This is a genomic window from Streptomyces sp. NPDC093795, from assembly GCF_044764665.1.
GTDB lineage: Bacteria > Actinomycetota > Actinomycetes > Streptomycetales > Streptomycetaceae > Streptomyces.
Genome location: NZ_JBIWIO010000004.1, coordinates 309,835 through 330,728, shown reverse-complemented (window position 1 = coordinate 330,728; position 20,894 = coordinate 309,835). Strand labels below are relative to the sequence as shown.

The window sequence follows — 20,894 nt, the reverse complement described above, 5'->3', positions numbered from 1 at the left end:
GCTCTACACCGTCGCCCCCGCCCGCTCCCCAGGTGCCCGGCCCAGCGCGCGGATGGCCGGAACGCAGAGCATCACGCCCATGCACACGACGCCCACCACCGACGAGAACAGCAGCACCCGGTCCGCTCCGAAGGAGTCGGCCGCCGGGCCGGCCAGGGCGCGGCCCAGCGGGATGACCATGATGGAACCGGCCACGTCGTACGCCGAGACGCGGCTCAGGACGGCCAGCGGGATGTGGGACTGCACGCTCGTCGCCCACATGACGCCCCAGAAGGCGAACCCGCAACCCGCCACGACCCCGGTGAGCACCGTGGCGGTGAAGGACCAACCCAGGGCAGGGGCAAGCGGGTTGAGCGTGAAGAAGAACATCGCGCAGGCCCCGGCGACGAGCGGTCGCCGCGGTCGGACCCGCATACCGAGCAGGCCGCCGACGACCGTGCCGGCGCCGTCGGCCGAGGCGATCCAGCCGTACCCGCTGGCCCCGTGCTGTTCGGTGAGCAGCGCCGCGCCCAGCGGCAGGGCCGGGCCGAAGACGAAGAGGCCGTACACCGCCCAGACGGCGATGACCCCCCACAGCCAGCCACGGGACCGGAACTCGTGCCATCCCGTGGCGAGCCGGTGCCACATCGGGTCGTCGCTCTCGTCCCTCGCCGTGCCGAGCTTGCGCAGCGGCGCGAGGCCGAGCGCGCTGAGCGCGTACGCCGCCGCGATGACGACGAAGGATCCCGCCACGTCCCAGTACGCCACGAGGAGGCCGGCGAGGCCGGGACCGAGCAGGGTGCAGATCGCCTCGGAGATGCGCAGGAGCGCGTTGGCACGCTGGATGTCCTCGGCGACCTGGGGGACCAGGCTCGCCAGACCCGGCTGGAACATGGCGGTGGCGGCGCCGCTGAGCGCGAGGAGCGCCATGATCTGCCACAGCCGGACGTCCGTGGCGATCAGGAGCACCGCGAGCGCGAGCATGGCCACCATGCGCACCACATCGGCGCCGACCATCATCACCTGTGGCGTGAACCGGTCGGCGAGGACTCCGCCGAACAGGACGAGCAGCACGATCGGCGCCATCCACGCGGCCAGCGCGTATCCCACCCCGGCCGCGCCGTAGCCCGCCCCGAGCACGGCGGTCGTGAGCGACACCATCAGCATGCCGTCGGCGAGGAGCGACGTGCTGCGGGCGGTGAAGAACAGCCGGAAGCGGTTCGACCGCCAGGGGCTGGGGGGAGTGCTCTTCTCCCGTGGCGCGGTTACCTCATCCATCGTCATGTCACATCCGCCGGTCCCGGCCGGTCCCTTCCATGAGAATCCGCTGCCGGAGCCATGCGCTGCTCCGGTCCGCCTCCGCCGGCGGGTCCTGCACGATCACGTACCGGCGCGGGGCCAGTACCCCCGGACGGCCGGGGAGGGCGTCCATCAGTGCGGCGTGGGCCTCCGCCGGAGTCAGCGGGGTGCCGCCGGCGGCGATGAACGCGGTCAGGGACGGCTCGGGGTCCGGGCGCGGCCCCTCCGAGTCCGTGCCCGGGGCGCCATCTGCCATGACGTGTACGGGGAGCCCGCCCAGGGCCTTGCCGAGCGTCTCCGCCACGAGGGGCGGCGATGTCCAGGAGCCGTCCACCAGGCACCATCCCGGCCCGCGTTCGACCGGCCGGAGCCCCGTCACCTCGGTGAGCGAAGCCAGCGGGACGTCCTCGGTGGCGGCCGCCTCCAGGAGTCGTACGAGGCCGGTGAGGAAGCCCTCCGCGTCTTCCCGCCCGAACAGGGCGGGATCGGCCCACATCCCCAGGTGGATCACCGGCTCGATCTCGTGGACGAAGGCCAGGACCCGGGTCGGCAGTACTTGCTCAGGGCCCCAACTGAGCTCCAGCTCAGGCCCTGTCGCGCCCTCGGTCACGTCCCCGGCGGTCGGGGACGTGACCGAGGCGACCGTGGCGGGGAGCGTGCTCACGTCGTTGAAGACGACATCGCGTGCGAACCCGCTGCCGCGCTCGAACGTGACCCGCCCGATCATCTCCCACAGGGCGACCGCGTCGAACTGGCTGTGCCGGTAGGCGTTGAGCGCCGCACCCCAGGCCTTACGGAGCAGCGCGTCGAAGGTCGGGACCCGGACGTCGAGCGAGAGCAGCGCGTCCTGGGACACGGTGTTCACCGAGCGGGCGAGCCGGGGGTGGAATCGGTTGGAGGTGGGGACGGCGGCGACGCACGTGGTCTGACCCGTACGGTGGGCGATGAGCGCGCACCACGCGGTCAGCAGCACGGTGGACGGCAGACCGCCGGTGCGTGCCGCGACGAGCGCCAGGGCCCGCGCGGCCCGCCGTGACCGGAGCGTGAGCTGCGGCGTGCCCACCTCGGTGCCCTCGGCGCCCGGCTCCGCGAACATGGCCTGGGGCCCGGAGCGGATGATCCACTCCCAGTGCCTCAGCGACGCCTCGGACTTCCGGAGCCCGGCCGGCGACGCCTCCTCGGCGGCCAGGTCGAGCGGGGTGGCGGCGAGCGGAGGAAGCGCGTCCCCGGCGAGCAGCGTCAGCCACTCCTCCTTCAGCACGGCGAGCGCACTGACGTCGGTCACGGCGTGGCTCGCCGCGAGGGCCACGAACACGGGCGCGCCGGACTCGGCGACGAGGGTGACGCGGAGCGGGAAGTCCCGGTCGAGCCGGAACCGCTCGACGCGGGCCGCGAGAGCCAGCGACTCGGCGTACCCGGCGGCCTCGCGGGGAAGCTCCTCGTGATCGAGGACGGCGACGGTGAACTCGCCTTCGGCCCCCACCACTTGTTCGCGGGGCGCGCTGCCCGGCGCGTGCGGGAACGTCGTACGCAGGGCCTCGTGGCGTACCACCAGCGCGCGCAGGGCGTCGATCGCCGACTCCGTCCGCGTCCCTTCGGGGACGGGCCACACATCGTGGATGTTGATGTGCGCGGGCTCGTCCCGCAGCACGCAACGGATCATGTTCGCCTGGCCCATCGTGACGGGGCCCCGGCGCTCCGCACCGCCCGTGTACGGGACGGTGAGGGTGTGGCGGTGGGTGGCCCTCCGGTACGAGGACGCTCGGCTCGCGCGGGTCAGTGCCTCCCAGGCGTCGGTCAGGAAGGCGAAGTCCTCGATGTCCCGCCTGGCCTCGTCGAGGAGTTGCTCGCGGCGGGCGGCGAGGAGGTCCGCCGCCGTGGCGTAACGGCCGCCCAGGGCGCGGAACGAACGGTCGAGGACGTCGAGCCGGTCGGCGTTCTCCGCCCGGTCCGCATGGGCGCTGTCCCTGGTGAACCCGGCGACGGCGGAGGAGCGGACGTGGCCCTCCGCGTCCAGCAGGGTGTCCCCGGCTTCCTTCATCCGGGTGTGGACGGCGTCGAGGTACGGCGTGGAGAGGAGGAACTTGGCGAACCGGACCTGGTAGGCGAGGAAACCAGCGTCCGAACGACGCTCCTGAGTATGGAAATTGACGATGTGTCTGTTGTGGAGGACACCGGGCAGACCCGCGTCGTGGACCAGGTGGATGAGGAAGTAGTCGCTGCCGATGGTGTCGGTGGCGGGCGGTAGCGGCACACGGCCGTAGACCTCGCGGTCGAAGGCGATGTTGCACATGTCCACCCGCGTCGGGCTGACGCTCGTGAGCGTGGTGAGGTCGCCGGTGAAGGCGGCGGTCCCGGCGCCCCGGAAGGACTCGTCGATCAGGTTCCTGCGCCAGATCTCCGGATAGCCGGCGGGGACCGACAGGCCCACGACGTCCTCGTAGACGGCCGGGTCGAGCCGCCTGATCTCGGCGACGTCCACGGACATCTCGCCGACGAAGGAGCCGCCGACCAGGGCCACCGGCCGGTCCGCGTACGCCGGATCGAGCCTGCTCCGGGACACCAGTCCGGCGACGTCGGCGGCGCGCCGCCCCAGGGCCGTGAGCTCGTGGTGGAGGGGGAAGACCGGTTCGCCGTCCAGGTACTGGTAGCGGCTGTCCGAGTCCCGGCGGTGCACCGACGTACAGCCGAGTGCCTCCGCGATGAGGAAGGCGCGGTTGGTGCAGGCCCCGTAGGAGACGCCCGTCGGCAGTATCAGGTCGAGCAACCGGTCCTGCGCGGCGACGCCGGAGCGGGCGATCACCTCCCGCAGGAAGGTCCGCTGCTCGTCCTCGTCGAGGTGGTGCACGACCACACCGGGCATCGGGGGGAGTGAGGCCACCACCTTCCGGTGCTCGGCGAGGACGGGGGCGTCCGAGGAGTCGAGGACGAGAAGCCGCACCTCGGCGCCGAAACCGCGGGCGCCGTAGGCCGCTTCCTCGGCCACGGCGCGAAGGGTCGCGGCGCAGGCCCGGTCGGTGGGCAGGGTCAGACAGACACGGCGCACGCCGGCTCCCCGCTCTGGCCGGGGGCGGTCGGTGCGTCGTGCCACGAGGTGAGTCCGAGCAGCCGGCTGCCGAGTTCGTCCAGCGTGGCGGTGGGGTACCGCTTGGACTCGTGCAGTACGGGGTCGCCGACCAGGGTCCGGTTCCAGCGCGGGGTCCGCAGGTGTCGCCAGGCGTCGACGCGGGACCGCTTCAGCCGCTCGTGCTCTTCGAGGGCGGGCATCATCGACAGGTACTGGACGGCCCGCACCTGGTCCCGGGACGTGTTGCGCGCCACGCCGTGCGCGAGCAGCCCGTTCCAGATCAGCAGGTCGCCGGGGTGCAGATCGGGCCGTACGACGGGGTACTCCGTCCGGTCCACGGCGGGCCGGAGGGGGTCCCGGCCGGCCGGCTGGTCGAGCTTCCACTCCTCGAAGCGCCGGAACAGCTCGGGGCAGCACTGGAATCCGCCCGACTCGGGCCGGGTGTCGTTGAGCGCGATGATGCCCTGTACCCGCTGCGGCGGGACGCCGAGCGTCGTGTCGATGTCCCAGTGCAGCTCGATGTCGAAGCCGCGGTCCGTGGGCTCGATCAGAGCGCGGTCCCGGTTCCTGATGTTGGGCGGGTTGAGGTTGAGCCGGTCCTGGGTGACCCACAGCTCCTCGCAGTCCCACACGTCCACGAACGCGTCGTAGACCCGCTGGGCCTGCCGGTTGTCCCAGAGCAGCTGGTGGTGGTACGCCTCCACGAAGCCGTACACGTGCAGCTGCTGGTCCAGCTCGGAACGGAACGGCCGGTCCTCGTACCAGCTTTCCGGCCGGTCGGGATCGAGGCCCTGGAACTCCCAGGTGAAGTCGAGCAGACGTTTCGCGGCCTCCGCCGGGACCGCCTCGCGGACGATGACATAGCCGTACGTCTGCCAGTGGGCGAAGTCCTCCTCGGACAGCACCCGCAACGGTCGTGTCTTCTTCAGTTCCCGCAAAGTGGTCTGGGCGAGGTAGGACTCGCCGTCCGCGCTGAAGTACGGCCGGTCCGAGGCCGCCCGGTGGAGACGGGGGCGGGGGCGGTGGGGAGCGGGTGTCGTCATGGGGTCCCTCCAGAACGAGAGTCCATGGGTGCCTCCGGAGCGGAAGTCGGGGAGGCTCCTCGACCGATGGACAGCACGGGGCGACCCTCGGCGTGGGGCCGGTGGCAGACGGCATGGACGGACGGCGACGCCGTGGCGCGGGGTGCGGTGGCCACGTCGTACAGCAGAATTGGTTTAGACCATAGCTCCTGTCAAGTGCCATCTCAATATGCGGAGTTGGGTGACCGAGTCGCTCCGGGCGTCAATCCACCGGAGCTGTCGACCGGTCGACTTTGGTCTAGACAATAGCTGCGGAACTGGCTTAGTGTCCCCCTGCGCAGTCCGGTTTCTGATGGCGTATCAGTCGGCATGCACGCCGCCCCATCCGACCGACCCCTCGACTGTTCGCCCACGCCCACAGGGAGCGGTTTCCATGAGCACATCCAGCACCACAGCCCTGCCGGACGGCGTCCTGCGGAGCCCCGGAGCGGGCCTCATCACCCTCGACCCGGTCCGCACCGCGCTCCTGCACGGCCTGGACGAGCTGCTCACCGGACTGGCCGCACGGCTCTCCGCGCCCGAGGTCGTCGGGCCGCCGCTACTGTCCGTCGAGGGCCTGGCGCGACTCGACTTCTTCCGCAACTTCCCCCATCTCGGCGTCTCCGCGGGCCGGTTCGACCCGGACGTACTCGACGGGCTCGCCGCCGGCGAGTCACCGGGAGAGCTGCCCCTACGGCCCACCGGCCACCTCCTGCCGTCCGCCACCTGCTACGGCCTGCTGCTCTCCCTGGAGGGCCGGGACGTCGGCGAGGACGGCCTCCGGCTCTCCGCCACCGGCCGCTGCTTCCGCAACGAGACCCACTACGACGGGCTGCGCCGGCTGTGGGGCTTCCACATGCGCGAGGTCCTGTACCTCGGCACCAAGCAGGGCGCGGTGGAACACCTGGAACAGGGCGCCGAGTTCGTTCTGGAAGCCGCCGCACGGCTCGGCCTCGGACTGAACAGGGCCGTGGCCGACGACCCGTTCTACGACAAGGGCGGCTCCCGGGCCCGACTGATGGCCCTCGACCCCGTCAAGCACGAGTTCTGCGCCCCCGACGGAACGGCCATCGCCTCCGTGAACCGGCACCGCAACTTCTTCGGCGAGCGGCTGGACATCCGCGCCGGCTCGGAAGGACCGGCGTACAGCGCCTGCGTCGCCTTCGGCCTGGAGCGCTGGGTCCACGCGATGATCCTCACCCACGGCACCCCCGAGCAGGCCCTGGACCGCCTCCGCGAGGCTCGCCCCTGAGACGGGGCCCGGCCCCCTCCCGGGCCCTCGCCCGTCCTGCCCCCGCGCCCCTCACGTATCCCGTACCAGCTGTAAGGAGCGACCCCACCCCATGGAACGCATCGCCGCGTGGCTGCACGAGAAGAACCCCGGCCTCGACGGCCCGATCGACAGCGACGAGGACCTCATCGAGGCCCGTCTCATCGACTCGATGGACTTCCTCGAGTTCATCGACCTCCTGGAGGACCTCTCCGGCACCACCATCGACCTCCAGGACGTCACCATCGACGACTTCCGTACGCTCTCCCGCGTCCGGCAGCGCTTCCTGAGCGACGCCGTCGGCTGAGCGCCCGCCCGGCGGCGGTCCCGGCCGGCCACGAACCGGTCGCGGCGGCCGCCGACCCGGGGCCCGGTCGGGCGAATACCGCGCGCGTGTCGGGCGAATGTGGGGTCCCGGGCGTGGCGCGGCGGCTCCCCGGTGGTAGGTCGTTCGCCATGCAGCCAGGCACAACACCGACGGTGACCCCTTTCCTTCGTACGGCCGCCGCCTACGCGTGGCGGCTGCTGGTCGTCGGCGTGCTCGTCTACAGCCTGTTCGCGGTCCTCGGCCGCTTCCACGAGGTCGGCGTGGCCGTGTTCCTCGGCCTGGTGATCACCGCGCTGCTGCGCCCCGTCGCCGACCTGGTGGCCCGGGGGCTGCCCCGGCCGCCGGCGGTCGCCCTCACCCTGCTCGGCAGCATCGCGCTCGTCCTCGGCGCGCTCGCCCTGGTCGGCGAGGCGGTCGCGGGGGAGCGGACGACCCTGGTCCGTGAGTTCCGGGACGGCGTCGGCCGCATCGAGGACTGGCTGGAGCGGCCGCCGTTCCGGCTGGACCCGGGTGCGCTGTCCGACCTCCAGACCAAGATCGGTGACTTCGTGTCCAGCCACCGGTCGACCCTGGTCAGTGAGGCGCTGAGCGGGGCAGGCCATGTGGTGGCCGTCCTGACGACGCTGGCCCTCGCGCTGTTCTGCGCGGTGTTCTTCATCCACTCGGGGGACCGGCAGTGGGCGTGGTTCCAGGAGCAGCTGCCGCGCTCGGTCCGCGACCGGGTGGCGATCGGGGGGCGCGCCGCCTGGCGTACCTTCACCGGCTACACCCACGGGATCGTGCTGGTCGCGGCGGTGAACGCGGTACTCGTCGGCGTCGCGCTGTGGCTCCTCGGCGTCCCGCTCGCGGTGCCGCTGGCCCTGCTCGAATTCCTGGCCGCGTTCGTGCCCCTGATCGGCTCGCCCGTCGCCCTCGCCGTCGCCGCCGTCGTCGCCCTGGCGTCACAGGGCCCGCTGGTGGCGGCGATCGTGATCGCCCTCATCGTGGTGATCGGCCAGATCGAGGGGCATCTCCTGCACCCGCTCGTGATGAGTTGGGCCGTACGGCTCCACCCGCTGGTCGTGGCGATCTCCGTCATCGCGGGCTCGATCGCCGCCGGCATCGTGGGCGCGGTGGTCGCGGTGCCGCTGGTCTCGGTGGTCTGGTCGGTGCACACGGCGCTACGGAACGCCCGCGAGGCGAAGGCGGGAGTCGGATCGCTGAAGGAGTGACACGGGTCGGGGCACCGCACGGCACGGGGACGGGCAGGGGCGGCATCACGGGGACATGCGCGGGTCACGTCACGGGGACGTGCCAGGGTCACGTCACGGGGACGTGCCAGGGCCACGCCACAGGGGCACGCGCGGGTCACGCCACGAGGACGTGACCGGGCCACGCCACGGGGACAGGCCCGGGCCACGCCACGGGGACAGGCCCGGGCCACGCCACGCCGCGGGACGGACGCCGGTCAGCTCAAGCGGACAGCGCCCTGAGGTAGCCGGACAGGGCCGCTGTGGTGCCGCCGAGTGGGAACCGGGCGGCGAGCTGCCCGTCAGGGCGTACGACGAAGCCGGTCGCGCCGTCGGGGCGGTAGAGCTGCGCGAACTCCCCGGCGGCGTCCCGGTACGCCGGCACACCGAGGGAGGCGGGCGGCGCCTGCGCGGGCCCCGAGGCTTCCCGGGGCAGGACGGCGAGGACGGCGTGGGCCTCGCCGCCGGCTTCCCTCGCGTCGGCCGCCGCCCCGGCCAGGGCGGCGGGATCGGCCCCGTACAGGAGGACGACGTGCCCGGGACGCCCCCGCAGGACGTCGAGCAGACGCAGCGGGAAGGCGGCGATCGGCGTGGTCAGCCCGGCGCAGTCCGGGGCCCGGTCACCGGGCTGCGGCGCGTCGACCGGGCCGTACGGGACGCCGGAGAGCGGACCGTCCCGGTAGCCGACGAGGAGTTGCGCCTCCCGGAGGAGCACGGTCCGCCGGTCGTCGGGGTCGTTCTCGAAACCCTGGGTGGAGTGCCGGACGGTGCGGCCGACGACCTCCTCGCCCACCGGGCGGCGCTCGGCGTCGTAACTGGCGAGCAGTGCGGGGCCGGCCTCGCCGCGTACCACGAGGGCGAGCTTCCAGCCCAGGTTGACGGCGTCCTGGACACCCGTGTTCATGCCCTGCGCGCCGGTGGGCGGATGGATGTGGGCGGCGTCGCCCGCGACGAAGACCCGCCCCACGCCGTAGCGGTCGACGATGCGATGGCTGATGCGGAAGACCGAGGACCAGCGAAGGCCGGAGAGACGGGCGGGGCGCGGAGCCAGCCGGTCGACGACCGCCTGGAGATGGGCCAGGCCGGGGCCGGGGCCGCCCGCGAGACCGTGCTCGACGCGGTCGGACGCCTCCTGTCCCCGGGCCGGTTCGGCCAGGTCGGGCGGGACCCTCATCGACATCCGGTAGCGTCCCGCTCCCGGCAGCGGGATGCAGACCAGCACGTCGTCGGTCGAGCCGTCGGCGGCGCGGTGCTCGGAGCGGAGCGCGTACCCCGGGGGCAGATCCCAGTCGCCGTCGGCCACGACATCGCCCAGCATGTACGCCTCCGGGAACGCACCGCCCTCGTACGACAGGCCCAGCGTCTTGCGGACCACGCTGTGCGCGCCGTCGCAGCCGATCAGATAGCGGACCCGCAGTTCCTCGTCCGCCCCCGACGCGGTGCGCAGGCGGGCGGTGACACCGTCCGGGTCCTGGTCGAACGAGACCAGTTCGGTGCCGCGTTCGATGACCGTCCCCAGGCCGGCCGCGTACTCCTCGAGGAGGCGCTCGGTCTCGTACTGCGGCAGCGCGGCGAACCCGTACGGCACCTCGGCGGGCAGGTCGAGATCGATCCGCGCCGCTTCCCTGCCGTTGACGTAGGTCAGTTGGCCCCGCATCGGGACCGCGGCCTCGAGCACGGCACGGACCAGGCCCATCCGGTCCCACAGTTCCAGGGTGCGCGGCTGGATCCCGACCGCCTTGGCGTACGGCAGCCGGGCCGGCAGCCGGTCGACGAGCCGGCAGCGCACCCCGTGGCGACGGAGCTCGCCGGCGGCGCTCAGGCCGACCGGACCCGCGCCCACGATCAGTACGTCGGTGGTGGTGCCGGTGCGCGCCACGGGTGCCTCCCAGTCCTGGCCGGCGTCCGGTCGGGTCCCGTCATCCATGGTCACCCGCTGCCGCCGGTTCGGCCAGCCGTGGCCCGGCGGCTACGGCTTCACCCGGAGTTCACCGGGGCGGGGGATCGTCGCCTTCCGAGCCGTACGGACGAGGGGGAGCGTCATGTCATCGAGGGAGACGGCACCGGAGGGTGGGACGGAGCCGGGGTTGACGGAACTGGACGAGGCGGAGCGTGCCGTCGCCCGGCTGCGACGGGCGGCCGAGGCGGAGCCCGTCGGCCACCTTCCCGAACTCGGCCGGGCCCTGCTGAGGTTCGGCTCGCTGCTCGCCACCGACCTGGAGCGGAACGGGGAGTCGGTAGGCATTCTGGGGGAGGCGGCCGGGGTGTACCGGCGGCTGGCCGCGACGGACCCGGATCCACATCTCGCCTGGCTGGCCGTCGTGTCGCAGCGGCAGGCGCTCGGCCTCGGCCTTCTGGGGCGGCGGGTGGAGGCACGCGAGGTGGCGCGAGAGGCGGTCGGTCTCTGGCGTCTGCTCGTGGACCGGGGCGTCGACGGCAGCCGGGGGGAACTCGCCGGGGCGTTGGTCAACCTCGGCAACCAGCTCGCCGAGACGGGCCGCCACCACGAAGCCCTCGACCGTGTCACCGAGGCCGTCGAGATCCGCCGCTCCCTCGTCGACCCGGTCACGGGGACCGGCCGCGAGGAGCTCGCCTCGGCTCTCGGAGACCTGGGCATCAAGCTGGGCGAGATGGGCCGCGGGGCCGAGGCCCTCGACGTGCTGCGCGCGGCGGTGGCCACGTACCGCGAAACCGCCGGTGACCGGCCGGTCGGCGCTCTCGCCGACCACGCGGCGATCGCCTTCGCGGCGGCCCGTACGCTCACGGGCCTCGGGCGCACGGACGAGGCCCGCCCGTACTTCGCCGAAGCGGCCGAGCTCCGCGCCGAGTGCGGCGAACGCGACCCGGCCATCCTCCCGTTCCTCGACCACGTCCTGGCGAGGCACGGCTTCCGGGTCACGGGGGAGGGGCGGATCGAACACGACGGCGGGGGGCGCGGCGAGACGGGTGGGGACGGGGCGGGGGGTGAGGGCGTCGGGGTCGACGGGGCGGATGCCGCGGAGGTGCGGGACCGGGAGGACCCGGGGGACCAGGAGGGCCGCGGGGGCTTGGCGGACCGTCGGGGCCCGGTGGGCCGGGAGGACGCGGCGGATCGGGAGGGCAGGCAGGACCTGGGGGATCTGGCGGGCCGAAGGGGCTCGGCGGTCCCGGAGGGCCTCGGTGTCCGGGCGGACCGGGCGGACCCGGCGGACCGGGCGGACCCGGCGGACCGGGCGGACCCGGCGGACCGGGCGGACCGGGCGGACCAGGCGGACCCGGCGGTCCCGGTGGACCCGGCGGATCGGATCGAGCGGATCGGGCGGCTGAACGCGCGAGCGCTCGCCCTCGCGGACAGTGGGCGGCCGGAACTCGCCGTCGCACCCCTCGAAGAGGCTCTCGTCCTCGGTCGTGAGGCCGCCGCCGACCGTGGCACCCTCGCCGGGGCCGTCGCCCTCGCCCGTACGCTGCACCATCTCGGTCTCGTACGGGCATGGGGCGGCCGGCGGGCGGAGGCGCTCGAGGCCGCCGACGAGGCTGTCCATCTCTGCCGGCGGCTGCTCGGTGCCGCGCCCGACACCGTCCGCCCGCTGCTCGCCGAAGCCGCGGACAGCCTGGCCCATCGCCTCGCCGTACTCGGGCGCCATCGCGACGCCGTCGCGCCCGCCACGGAGGCGGTGGCGCTGCACCGGCAACTCGCCGGCGCCGACCCGAGCACCTACGCAGGCGCCCTCGCCCGGGTCCTGAACAACCTCAGCATCCGCCTCTGCGACAGCGACCGCCACGCCGAGGCGCTCGCCGCCACCGAGCAGTCGTTGGAGATCCACCGTCGTCTGCACCGGGCCGATCCCGACACACACCTTCCCGGACTCGTTCACGCCCTGTCCAACCTCGCCCTTCGTCTCGCCCGTGTCGAACGCCACGACGAGGTGGCCCGCCCCACCGCCGAGGCCGTCCGTCACCTCCGGGACTTGGACCGCGTCCACCCGAGCAACGACATCGCCGCGCTCGCGGAGTCCCTGGCCTGGCTCGCCTGGTACCTGCGCGGGCACGGTCACGCCGATGCCGCCCGCGACACCGCCCGAGCGGCGGAGCACCTGCGGCGGCACGCACCGAAGCCGGGACGGTGACGCGTACGGCCGCCGCCGGGCACCCCGTACCGGAACGGCGTTCGGAACCGGGCGGGCGCGCCGGGCGTCCCTCCCGGACATGAGCGAGAACCAGCCACACCCCACGGGCGCAGGCCCTGACGGCGTCGACGACGACGGCAGGACGGAGAGCGCCGTCGGTTGTCTCCTCGCCGTCGTCGGAGTCGTCGGCGCCGCGGTCTTCGCGCTGCCCCGGGCCGCGTTCAGCATCGACGGCGGATTCGAGGCGCACGCCCGGGACTGGAGCGTCATCCTCGTCGACGTACCGCTGATCCTCCTCGCGGGGCTCCTCGTTCCGCCCATGACCTGGGCGGCGGCGACGCGGTGGCTGCGCCCGTGGGTGGCGCTCCTCGTCTGCGCCGCCGTCGCCGGGCTCGGCCTCTGGGGCATCGAGTCCGTGTGGCATCCGCGACAGGACCCCGACCCGGGGTACGGGCCCGGGATCTGACGGCGACCGCGGCACTGGGGAGTGGCCGGCGACCGCACGCGAGTACGGCCCCGTCGTCTCGCTGTCGACCCGCGTGGTCCCCAAGTGGTCTAGACAACATGGAATCGGCGTGCGAGCTTGAAGCGCCCGGGTGTCCCCATCTCCCGTGACGCGCGCAGCAGTTGGCATGTGGGCCGTCGGAGCGTCGGACGAGCCCTCGATGCCGCTGCGCGGCACGATCGAGGGCTTCTACGGCCGGCCCTGGACCCCGGCCGAGCGCCTGGACCAGATGGACTTCTACGGCGATGTCAAGGCCAACACCTACGTGTACGCGCCGAAGGACGACCCGTACCACCGTGACAAGTGGCGTGAGCCGTACCCGTCCGACAAGCTCGCCGAGCTGGGCACACTGGTCGAGCGGGCGAACGCCAACCACGTCCGCTTCACCTTCGCCGTGTCCCCCGGCGCGTCCATCTGCTACTCCGACCCGGCGGACCGCGCCGCCCTGAAGGCGAAGCTGGGGGCCCTCCACGACCTGGGCGCCCGCGCGTTCTCGGTCCCGCTGGACGACATCCACTACACCTCGTGGAACTGCGAGGGCGACCGGCGGGCCTACGGGACGCCCGGGAGCGCCGCGGCGGCCAGGGCGCAGGTGGACCTGCTCAACGACGTCCAGCGCACCTTCGTCGCCGCCCGGCCGGGGACCCAGCCCCTCCAGATGGTGCCCACCGAGTACGGGGACCTCAGCGACTCCTCGTACAAGCAGACCCTGCGGGCCTCCCTCGACCCCGCGGTCGAGGTCATGTGGACCGGCACCGACGTCGTCCCGCCCTCGATCACCAACGCGCAGGCGGAGGCCGCCTCGAAGCTGTTCGGCCGCCAGGTCTTCGTCTGGGACAACTACCCGGTCAACGACTTCGGCGCCACCAGCGGCCGGCTGCTGCTCGCCCCGTACGACAAGCGCGAGGCCGGTCTCTCGGCGCACCTGAGCGGCATCGTCGCCAACCCGATGAACCAGCCCTACGCCAGCGAGATCGCCGTGTTCGGCGCGGCCGACTTCGCCTGGAACGACCGCGGTTACGACGCGGGCACGAGCTGGACCCGGGCCCTGTCGTACCTCGCGGGCGGCGACGGCGAGTCGGCCGCCGCCCTGCGGGTCTTCGCGGACCTGGAGCACCTCGCGCCCACGTTCGGGACGACACCCTGGCAGGAACAGGCTCCCGAACTGGCCCGCCGGACCGCACGGTTCTGGACGGAGTGGGGCGCCGGACGGCGGACCGAGGCCCTGGCGGAGCTGCGGGCCTACGCCGTCTCGATCGCGCGGGCGCCGGAGCGGATCCGCGGCGGAGCCGTACAGGCGGGCTTCGTGGCCGACGTGGACTCCTGGCTCGACGCCACCGAGCTGTGGGGCCGGGCGGCGGTCGCCATGGTGGACGCTGTCGCCGCGCGCCAGGCGGGAGACGCGGACCGGTCGCGGGTGCTGCTCGCCGAGTCCCGCGACCTCCAGGAGCGGGCCGAGGCGGTACGGGTGGAGCCGGCCCGTAACACCTGGGGCAACGCCCGGGTCAGGGTCGGCGACGGCGTCCTCGACGCCTTCCTCGTCCGGTCCGACGTGATGCTGGAGCTGTGGGACGTGGCCGGCGGCGGCGAGAACCTCGCGCTGAAGGGTACGGCGAAGGCGTCGAGCGTCGAGGGCAACCTCGACCGGCTGGCGGCCCGCCACGTCAACGACGGTTCCAACGGGACCCGTTGGGCCTCCGGGTACGGCGACGGGGAGTGGGTGGAGATCAAGCTCGCGGCTCCGGCCCGGGTCGCCGCGGTGACCGTCGCCTGGGAGGCGGCGTGCGCGAACGAGTACCGGATCGAGACCTCCGACGACGGCGTGAACTGGACTCCCGCCGCCACCCGACGCCCGACCGTCTGTGGCACCGACGTGGTCCGGCTCCCGGCCGACCGCACCGTCACCCACGTCCGTATGCGGGGCGTCACGCGCGCCACGACGTGGGGGTACTCGATCTACGAGATGGCGGTGTACGGGGCTCCCGCGGTCTGACCCCGACCCTGGGCCGATGGCGGGTGCGGTCACCGGTCTGACCCCGGCCCGGACCGACGGCGGGTGCGGTCACCGGTCGGAACCGGTGACCGCACCCGCCGGGCCCTCAGGCCCGGTGGGTCATCCGATGGTCCAGCGCTGCAACGCCGATCCACCGGCGGTCTGCTGGGTGACGGGGGCGCCGTTGGCCGTCGATGCGGTGGTGATCACCAGGCCGCTCTTGACCGAGGTCAGGGTGTGACCGCCGCCGGAGGCCGCCGCGACCTTCCACCGCTGGTTGGTGTTCCCGGTGCAGGTCCACTGGATGATGGAGGCGCCGGCGGACAGGGAGCCGGCGTTGACGTCGACACAGAGCCCGGAGGCGACGTTGGCCAGGGTGTAGGAGCCGTCCGACTGCTCGGTGAAGGTCCACTTCTGGCTGTTGCCGCCGAGCAGCGCCGAGGTGCGCAGCTGCGTGCCGTGGTCGCGCCTACGCAACCATGAAAGGTTGCGATCATCTTCACGCATCTAGGTCGTCACGATGCCCCGGACGACGCCGAGGTCGACGAGGTCCTGGGGGCGCAGGCGCAGGTGGTCGGCCGTCGTGGCGGAGTCCTCCGGTGCGCGCTTCAGGATGGACGCGGCCGCCTCCGGGGCGATCACCGAGAAGTAACTGTCGGGTGTGGCCCAGAGGTTGCCGGGGGCGGCCAGGGCGAGCGCGCCTCCCGAGCCGCCCTCGCCGATGAGGAGGGAGGTCAGGGGGACACGAGCGGAGGCGACGGCGGCGAACAGGTCGGCGATCGCGGGGCCCGCGCCCGCGCGCTCCGCCGCCGGGTCGTTGGCCGCCCCCGGGGTGTCGATCAGCGTGAGGACAGGGATTCCGAGACGATCCGCGAGCCGGACCAGCCGGGCCGCCGTCCGGAAGCCGGCCGGGAGGGTCGCCGTACCGCACTGCGCGGCATAGGCGACGGTCCGGCCGTCGGGGAGCCGCCCGAACCCGCACCGCATACCCGGGTCGACGCCCCCGCAGCGGTCGCCGGAGATCTCCGCGCGCACGGTGAACCCCGCGTCGAGGTACGCGCCGGCCCGGGGCCGCCGGGGGTGCCGGGCACGCGCCACGGCGTCCCATCCGCTCGCGGCGGGCGGCCCGCCCGGGTCTCCGAGCGTGCGCGGGCTGCCGAGCGTTCCCGCGTCTCCGAGCGCGCGCGGCGGCGGGATCGGGCCCTCCGCAGGGCGGGTCAGCAGTGAGAGCCAGCGTCCTAGGGTGTCGCGCAGTGCGGTGGGAGGCACGATCGCGTCGATGTGGCCGTGGGCGAGCTGCGCCTCGGCGGTGTACGCGGCGGGGTCCGCGTCCGGCGGGCGGACACGGGAACCGGCGAAGGCGACCTGCGCGCCCGGCAGCGCGAGAACGACGTCCGATCCGGCGCCCAGCGTGGCCCAGCCGCCTCCCGTCGTCGGATCCCGCAGGACGGCGAGCTGCGGCAGCCCCGCGGCCCGGGTGAGGGCCGACTCGCCTGCCAGAAACTGCAGTTGGAGCAGGGCGCGCATGCCCTCGTGCATCCGGCTGCCGCCGGTGGCCGGCAGGACGACGACGGGCAGCCGTCGGGAGCGGGCCACCGCGTGGGCCGCGGCCGCGCGCGCCCCCGCCCGCTCCCCGAGGGAACCGCCGAGGAAGCCGAACTCGAACGCGATCAGCACCGCTCGCACCCCACCGACCACACCCGTCCCGCAGATCACCGACTCGGTCTCGCCGGTACGGGCGGAAGCGCGCGCGTGGGCCGCCGAGTAACCGGGCCAGCCGATCGGACCGTCAGCCGTCAAAGGCCCCTCAGTGAAGTCGAGTTCGGTGAAATCGCCGCCGGTGACGAGGGCGATCGCCTCGCGTGCCGTCGTCGGTTCGCTCATGGCTGGCCTCGCAGCTCGTCGCCGGAGTGTGGGGGAGGGGCCGCCGAGGGCGGGCGCGCCCAATCCGCGCGCCCAGTCCGTCCACCAGGCCCGCGGGCCCCGGTTCGTGCATCCTGTTCGTGGCCCCTCCACCGTACCGCCCCGCTGTCCCGCGACTACCCTGCGTCCCCCCCCCCCCCCCCACCTCCACCAGGCACGCCCCCACAAACTGCCGCATCCCGGCTTCCTCGCTCAGGCCAGGATGCCGCTCCCGTGCGGGGCGTACAGATCGAGGAGCCGGACCCGGGTCACCTGGAGGCGGTGGGCCAGGATCGAACCCACCCAGAACATGACCGAGGTCCCGAACTCCGTGTCCGAGCGGCACATCGAACGGACGGCCGGGGCGTTGAACTCGTACGCCCGTACCGGCGTCATCGCCTCGGCCCCCGACTGGCACAGGTACGGCGGGAACAGCCACGACACGCCGACCAGCTCGCCGTGGCGCAGGGTCTCGATCACGGGCGACCCCCGGCCCGGCACCTTCGCGTCGAGTGTCACCGCGCCCGTCTTCACGATCCAGAACCGGTCGGCGATCTGCTGCTCCTCGAACAGCCGGTGACCGGAGTCGAAGTACACGTCCTCGGCGAAGGCCATCAGGCGCTCCCGGTGCTCCGGAGGCAGCGTGCTGACCTTGGGTGCGGCTCTGCTCATGGCGGACCCTCCTCGCGCACTCGGCTCCTCTCCCCAGTGTCCGCCAGGCCGCCCCGAGGCGCCCGCCCCGGCCGGGTCCGCCCCGTCGGGCGTGCCCCGCAGCCCGCACCCCGGCTCCGGCGTGCGGGGCACGGAAGGAGGGCGGAGCATGAACGTGAGGAGGGAGCGGCAAGAGGGGGGCGTGAGCCAGGAGGGTGCGATGCCCGACCCGGAAGGCGGCGACGCGCTCGTCGTGCTGCGCGCCGTCGACAAGCACTTCGGCACCCTGCACGTCCTCCAGTCCATCGACCTGACCATCCACCGCGGCGAGGTCGTCGTCGTCATCGGGCCGTCGGGAGGGGGCAAGTCGACGCTGTGCCGTGCGATCAACCGCCTGGAGACCATCGACAGCGGCGCGATCGTCGTCGACGGCCGTCCCCTGCCCGCCGAGGGCCGTGAACTGGCGGCCCTGCGCGCCGACGTCGGCATGGTCTTCCAGTCCTTCAACCTCTTCGCTCACAAGACGGTGCTCGACAACGTCACCCTGGGCCGGATCAAGGTCCGCAAGAAGGACCGGAAGGAGGCCGAGCAGCGAGCCCGCGCCCTCCTCGACCGGGTCGGCGTCGCCTCTCAGGCCGACAAGTACCCGGCTCAGCTCTCCGGCGGCCAGCAGCAGCGCGTGGCGATCGCCCGCGCCCTCGCCATGGACCCGAAGGTGATGCTCTTCGACGAGCCGACATCGGCCCTCGACCCCGAGATGATCAACGAGGTCCTGGAGGTCATGCAGCAGCTGGCCCGGGACGGGATGACGATGGTCGTCGTCACCCACGAGATGGGCTTCGCCCGCTCCGCGGCCAACCGGGTCGTCTTCATGGCCGACGGCCGGATCGTCGAGGAGACGACACCGGACGAGTTCTTCGGCAACCCGCGCAGCGACCGCGCCAAGGACTTCCTCTCCAAGATCCTCCACCACTAGCCACGCCACGGCCCCTCACCGAGCCACGGCCGTCGCCCGACCAGCAGCCCCCAGGGGTGATCCTCATGAACCCGATCAGGACCGGCAGGGCCGCCGTGGCCGTCGCCGCGGCCGTCGTCCTCTCCGTCACCTCCGCAGGATTCGCGAGCGGCGCCGCCGGCGCCGTGCCACGCGACCACGGCGGCGACAAGATCACCGTGGGTATCAAGTTCGACCAGCCCGGTGTCGGCCTGAAGACCCCCGACGGCACCTACACCGGCTTCGACGTCGACGTGGCCACGTACGTCGCCAAGCAGCTCGGCCACGACCCGGCCGACATCGTGTGGAAGGAGGCCAAGAGCGCCGACCGGGAGACGCTGCTCCAGCGCGGCGACGTGGACTTCATCGCGGCCTCGTACTCGATCAACGACGAGCGGGCCGAGAAGGTCGACTTCGCGGGCCCCTACCTCCTCGCCCACCAGGACGTCCTGGTCCGCGCCGACGACGACTCGATCAAGCAGCCGTCCGACCTCAACAACAAGAAGCTCTGCTCGGTCACCGGCTCGACGTCCGCGCAGAACGTGAAGGACGAGATCGCCCCCGACGCCCAGCTCCAGGAGTACGGCGGCTACTCCGAGTGCCTGACCGGACTCGAGAACGGCGTCATCGACGCCGTCACCACCGACGACTCGATCCTCGCCGGATACGCCTCGCAGAGCCAGTTCAAGGACAAGTTCAAGCTCGGCGGCTTCAAGATGAGCAACGAGAACTACGGCATCGGCGTCCAGAAGGGCAGCGACCTCAAGGGCAAGATCAACACGGCCCTGGAGAAGATGGTCGCCGACGGCTCCTGGGACGCGGCGGTGAAGAAGAACTTCGGCCCCGCCAAGTACCAGAACGAGCCCGCTCCGAAGATCGGCGTCGTCGTGAAGTGAGTGGGCCGCCGTGTTCGACTTCCTCCAGGGGTACGACCTGCTCGGAGCCTTCTGGGTGACGGTGCAGCTCACCGTGTACTCCGCGATCGGCTCTCTGATCTGGGGGACGCTGCTGGCCGCCATGCGCGTCAGCCCCGTCCCCCTGATGCGGGGCTTCGGCACCGTCTACGTCAACATCGTCCGCAACATCCCCCTCACCGTCATCATCGTCTTCACCTCACTCGGCCTCTTCCAGACCCTCGGCGTCAGCCTCGGCGCCGACCGCTTCACCACCATCAACTTCCGCCTCGCCGTCCTCGGCTTCATCGCCTACACCAGCGCCTTCGTCTGCGAGGCGGTCCGCTCCGGCATCAACACCGTCCCCCTCGGCCAGGTCGAGGCCGCCCGCGCCATCGGGCTCAGCTTCCCCCAGGTCCTGCGCATCATCGTGCTCCCGCAGGCCTTCCGCTCCGTCGTCGGCCCGCTGGCCAACGTCCTCATCGCCCTCACCAAGAACACCACCGTGGCCGCCGCCATCGGCGTCGCCGAAGCCGCCCTGCTGATGCGCGAGATGATCGAGAACGAGGCCCAGCTCATCCTGATCTCCGCGATCTTCGCCGCCGGCTTCATCTGCCTCACCCTGCCCACCGGCCTGTTCCTCGGCTGGGTCGCCAAGAAGGTGGCGGTGAGACGGTGAAGACCAGACCCACCGTCCTCTACGACGTCCCGGGCCCGCGCGCCCGGCGGCGCAACCTCCTCTGGACCCTGCTCTTCCTCGTCGCCCTCGCCGCCGTCGTGTGGTGGGTCATGGTGAGCCTCGCCGACAAGAACCAGCTGGAATGGGACAAGTGGGCCCCCTTCTTCACGGACGCGCGGGTATGGGAGACGTACGTCCTGCCCGCCCTCAAGAACACGGTGATCGCCGCCGCGCTCGCCATGGTCATCGCTCTGCCCCTGGGCGCGCTCCTCGGCATCTCGCGCCTCTCCGACCACCGTGCGGTGCGGGGTGGCGCGGGCACCGTCGTCGAGTTCTTCCGGGCCATCCCCGTTCTGATCCTCATGCTGTTCGCCAACGCGGCCTACTCCGAGTTCACCGACATCAGCCCGGAGACCCGCCCGCTGTACGCCGTCGTCACCGGCCTCGTCCTCTACAACGCCTCCGTCCTCGCCGAGGTCGTCCGCGCCGGCATCCTCGCCCTCCCCGCCGGCCAGACCGACGCGGCGAAGGCCATCGGCATGCGCAAGGGCCAGACCATGACGTACGTGCTCCTCCCGCAGTCCGTCACCGCCATGCTGCCCGCGCTCGTCAGCCAGCTCGTCGTCATCGTCAAGGACACCGCGCTCGGCGGCGCGATGCTCGGCTTCTCCGAACTCCTCGCCTCCGTCCGCCCGCTCAGCGCCAACTACGGCGCCAACACGATCGCCTGCTTCACCGTCGTCGCCGTCCTCTTCGTCGTCCTCAACTTCGCGCTCACCACCTTCGCCTCCTGGCTCGAAGGACGACTGCGGCGCGGCAAGAAGTCCACCGGCGCCGTCGTCGGAGCCGGGGCCGTGGAAGAACTCGCGACCCCCGGCGAACACCTGGACACCCCCGGCAAGCCACCCGACACCCGCTGAGGCCGCGCCGCCCCGCAC

17 protein-coding genes and 1 pseudogene are annotated in these 20,894 nt (G+C 72.7%); 10 read left to right on the top strand and 8 right to left on the bottom strand.

All coding sequences use genetic code 11. The annotated features are described in order from the left end of the window. Positions 1 to 3 precede the first annotated feature (3 nt). The 4 genes and pseudogenes from ACIRB7_RS13645 to ACIRB7_RS13630 all read right to left on the bottom strand — a co-directional run bounded on the left by ACIRB7_RS13645 (position 4) and on the right by ACIRB7_RS13630 (position 5,388). On the bottom strand, positions 4 to 1,263 hold the full coding sequence (locus ACIRB7_RS13645) for an MFS transporter (RefSeq protein WP_403596920.1): 1,260 nt from the start codon (positions 1,261 to 1,263) through the stop codon (positions 4 to 6). A gap of 1 nt (position 1,264) precedes the next feature. After that, on the bottom strand, positions 1,265 to 3,058 hold the full coding sequence (locus tag ACIRB7_RS13640; RefSeq protein WP_403597684.1) for a condensation domain-containing protein: 1,794 nt from the start codon (positions 3,056 to 3,058) through the stop codon (positions 1,265 to 1,267). Continuing rightward, positions 3,044 to 4,324: pseudogene (locus ACIRB7_RS13635) on the bottom strand (DUF6271 family protein); the annotation flags it as partial. The pseudogene ACIRB7_RS13635 and the gene ACIRB7_RS13640, both read right to left, overlap by 15 nt. Beyond that, positions 4,306 to 5,388 (bottom strand): phytanoyl-CoA dioxygenase family protein, encoded by a 1,083-nt coding sequence (locus ACIRB7_RS13630; protein ID WP_403596918.1) that lies wholly within the window; start codon positions 5,386 to 5,388, stop codon positions 4,306 to 4,308. The gene ACIRB7_RS13630 and the pseudogene ACIRB7_RS13635, both read right to left, overlap by 19 nt. 412 nt (positions 5,389 to 5,800) lie before the next feature. Here ACIRB7_RS13630 and ACIRB7_RS13625 point away from each other — a divergent pair, with 412 nt between their 5' ends. From ACIRB7_RS13625 to ACIRB7_RS13615, 3 genes are all read left to right on the top strand, one after another. Further along, positions 5,801 to 6,658 (top strand): hypothetical protein, encoded by an 858-nt coding sequence (locus ACIRB7_RS13625; RefSeq protein WP_403596915.1) that lies wholly within the window; start codon positions 5,801 to 5,803, stop codon positions 6,656 to 6,658. Between the two features lie 91 nt (positions 6,659 to 6,749). After that, positions 6,750 to 6,983 (top strand): acyl carrier protein, encoded by a 234-nt coding sequence (locus tag ACIRB7_RS13620; protein WP_403596912.1) that lies wholly within the window; start codon positions 6,750 to 6,752, stop codon positions 6,981 to 6,983. A 149-nt stretch (positions 6,984 to 7,132) separates the two neighbouring features. Then, the gene (locus ACIRB7_RS13615; RefSeq protein WP_403596909.1) at positions 7,133 to 8,215 is read left to right on the top strand and encodes an AI-2E family transporter; all 1,083 of its coding nucleotides are present in this window, start codon (positions 7,133 to 7,135) and stop codon (positions 8,213 to 8,215) included. A 241-nt stretch (positions 8,216 to 8,456) separates the two neighbouring features. On the opposite strand, the gene ACIRB7_RS13610 is transcribed toward ACIRB7_RS13615, so the two are convergent. Then, positions 8,457 to 10,112, bottom strand: coding sequence for an FAD-dependent monooxygenase (locus ACIRB7_RS13610; RefSeq protein WP_403597681.1), 1,656 nt, complete (start codon positions 10,110 to 10,112; stop codon positions 8,457 to 8,459). A 208-nt stretch (positions 10,113 to 10,320) separates the two neighbouring features. Here ACIRB7_RS13610 and ACIRB7_RS13605 point away from each other — a divergent pair, with 208 nt between their 5' ends. From ACIRB7_RS13605 to ACIRB7_RS13595, 3 genes are all read left to right on the top strand, one after another. Next, a complete protein-coding gene (locus ACIRB7_RS13605; RefSeq protein WP_403596907.1) occupies positions 10,321 to 12,339 on the top strand; it encodes a tetratricopeptide repeat protein in 2,019 nt (672 codons plus the stop codon). Positions 12,340 to 12,418: 79 nt separating this feature from the next. Next, positions 12,419 to 12,805: a hypothetical protein gene (locus ACIRB7_RS13600; protein ID WP_403596905.1), complete on the top strand. Its 387-nt coding sequence runs from the start codon at positions 12,419 to 12,421 to the stop codon at positions 12,803 to 12,805. A 166-nt stretch (positions 12,806 to 12,971) separates the two neighbouring features. Then, positions 12,972 to 14,837 (top strand): beta-N-acetylglucosaminidase domain-containing protein, encoded by a 1,866-nt coding sequence (locus ACIRB7_RS13595; RefSeq protein ID WP_403596902.1) that lies wholly within the window; start codon positions 12,972 to 12,974, stop codon positions 14,835 to 14,837. Positions 14,838 to 14,957: 120 nt separating this feature from the next. Here ACIRB7_RS13595 and ACIRB7_RS13590 read toward each other — a convergent pair whose 3' ends face one another. From ACIRB7_RS13590 to ACIRB7_RS13580, 3 genes are all read right to left on the bottom strand, one after another. Beyond that, complete coding sequence (locus ACIRB7_RS13590; protein ID WP_403596899.1) at positions 14,958 to 15,314, bottom strand: RICIN domain-containing protein; 357 nt, start codon at positions 15,312 to 15,314, stop codon at positions 14,958 to 14,960. Positions 15,315 to 15,344: 30 nt separating this feature from the next. Then, positions 15,345 to 16,721: a carboxyl transferase domain-containing protein gene (locus ACIRB7_RS13585; RefSeq protein ID WP_403596896.1), complete on the bottom strand. Its 1,377-nt coding sequence runs from the start codon at positions 16,719 to 16,721 to the stop codon at positions 15,345 to 15,347. Between the two features lie 231 nt (positions 16,722 to 16,952). Continuing rightward, on the bottom strand, positions 16,953 to 17,411 hold the full coding sequence (locus tag ACIRB7_RS13580) for a Crp/Fnr family transcriptional regulator (RefSeq protein ID WP_403596894.1): 459 nt from the start codon (positions 17,409 to 17,411) through the stop codon (positions 16,953 to 16,955). A 199-nt stretch (positions 17,412 to 17,610) separates the two neighbouring features. On the opposite strand from ACIRB7_RS13580, the gene ACIRB7_RS13575 reads away from it, so the two are divergent. The 4 genes from ACIRB7_RS13575 (at position 17,611) to ACIRB7_RS13560 (ending at position 20,876) form a co-directional block, all read left to right on the top strand. Further along, positions 17,611 to 18,366 carry an amino acid ABC transporter ATP-binding protein gene (locus ACIRB7_RS13575; RefSeq protein ID WP_403596891.1) on the top strand — a complete coding sequence of 252 codons (756 nt, stop codon included), beginning with the start codon at positions 17,611 to 17,613 and terminating at the stop codon, positions 18,364 to 18,366. A 65-nt stretch (positions 18,367 to 18,431) separates the two neighbouring features. Next, a complete protein-coding gene (locus ACIRB7_RS13570) occupies positions 18,432 to 19,280 on the top strand; it encodes a glutamate ABC transporter substrate-binding protein (RefSeq protein WP_403596888.1) in 849 nt (282 codons plus the stop codon). A gap of 10 nt (positions 19,281 to 19,290) precedes the next feature. After that, the gene (locus ACIRB7_RS13565) at positions 19,291 to 19,956 is read left to right on the top strand and encodes an amino acid ABC transporter permease (protein WP_403596886.1); all 666 of its coding nucleotides are present in this window, start codon (positions 19,291 to 19,293) and stop codon (positions 19,954 to 19,956) included. Further along, positions 19,953 to 20,876 (top strand): amino acid ABC transporter permease, encoded by a 924-nt coding sequence (locus ACIRB7_RS13560; protein WP_403596883.1) that lies wholly within the window; start codon positions 19,953 to 19,955, stop codon positions 20,874 to 20,876. The genes ACIRB7_RS13565 and ACIRB7_RS13560 overlap by 4 nt, the downstream gene beginning before the upstream one ends. Positions 20,877 to 20,894 lie beyond the last annotated feature (18 nt).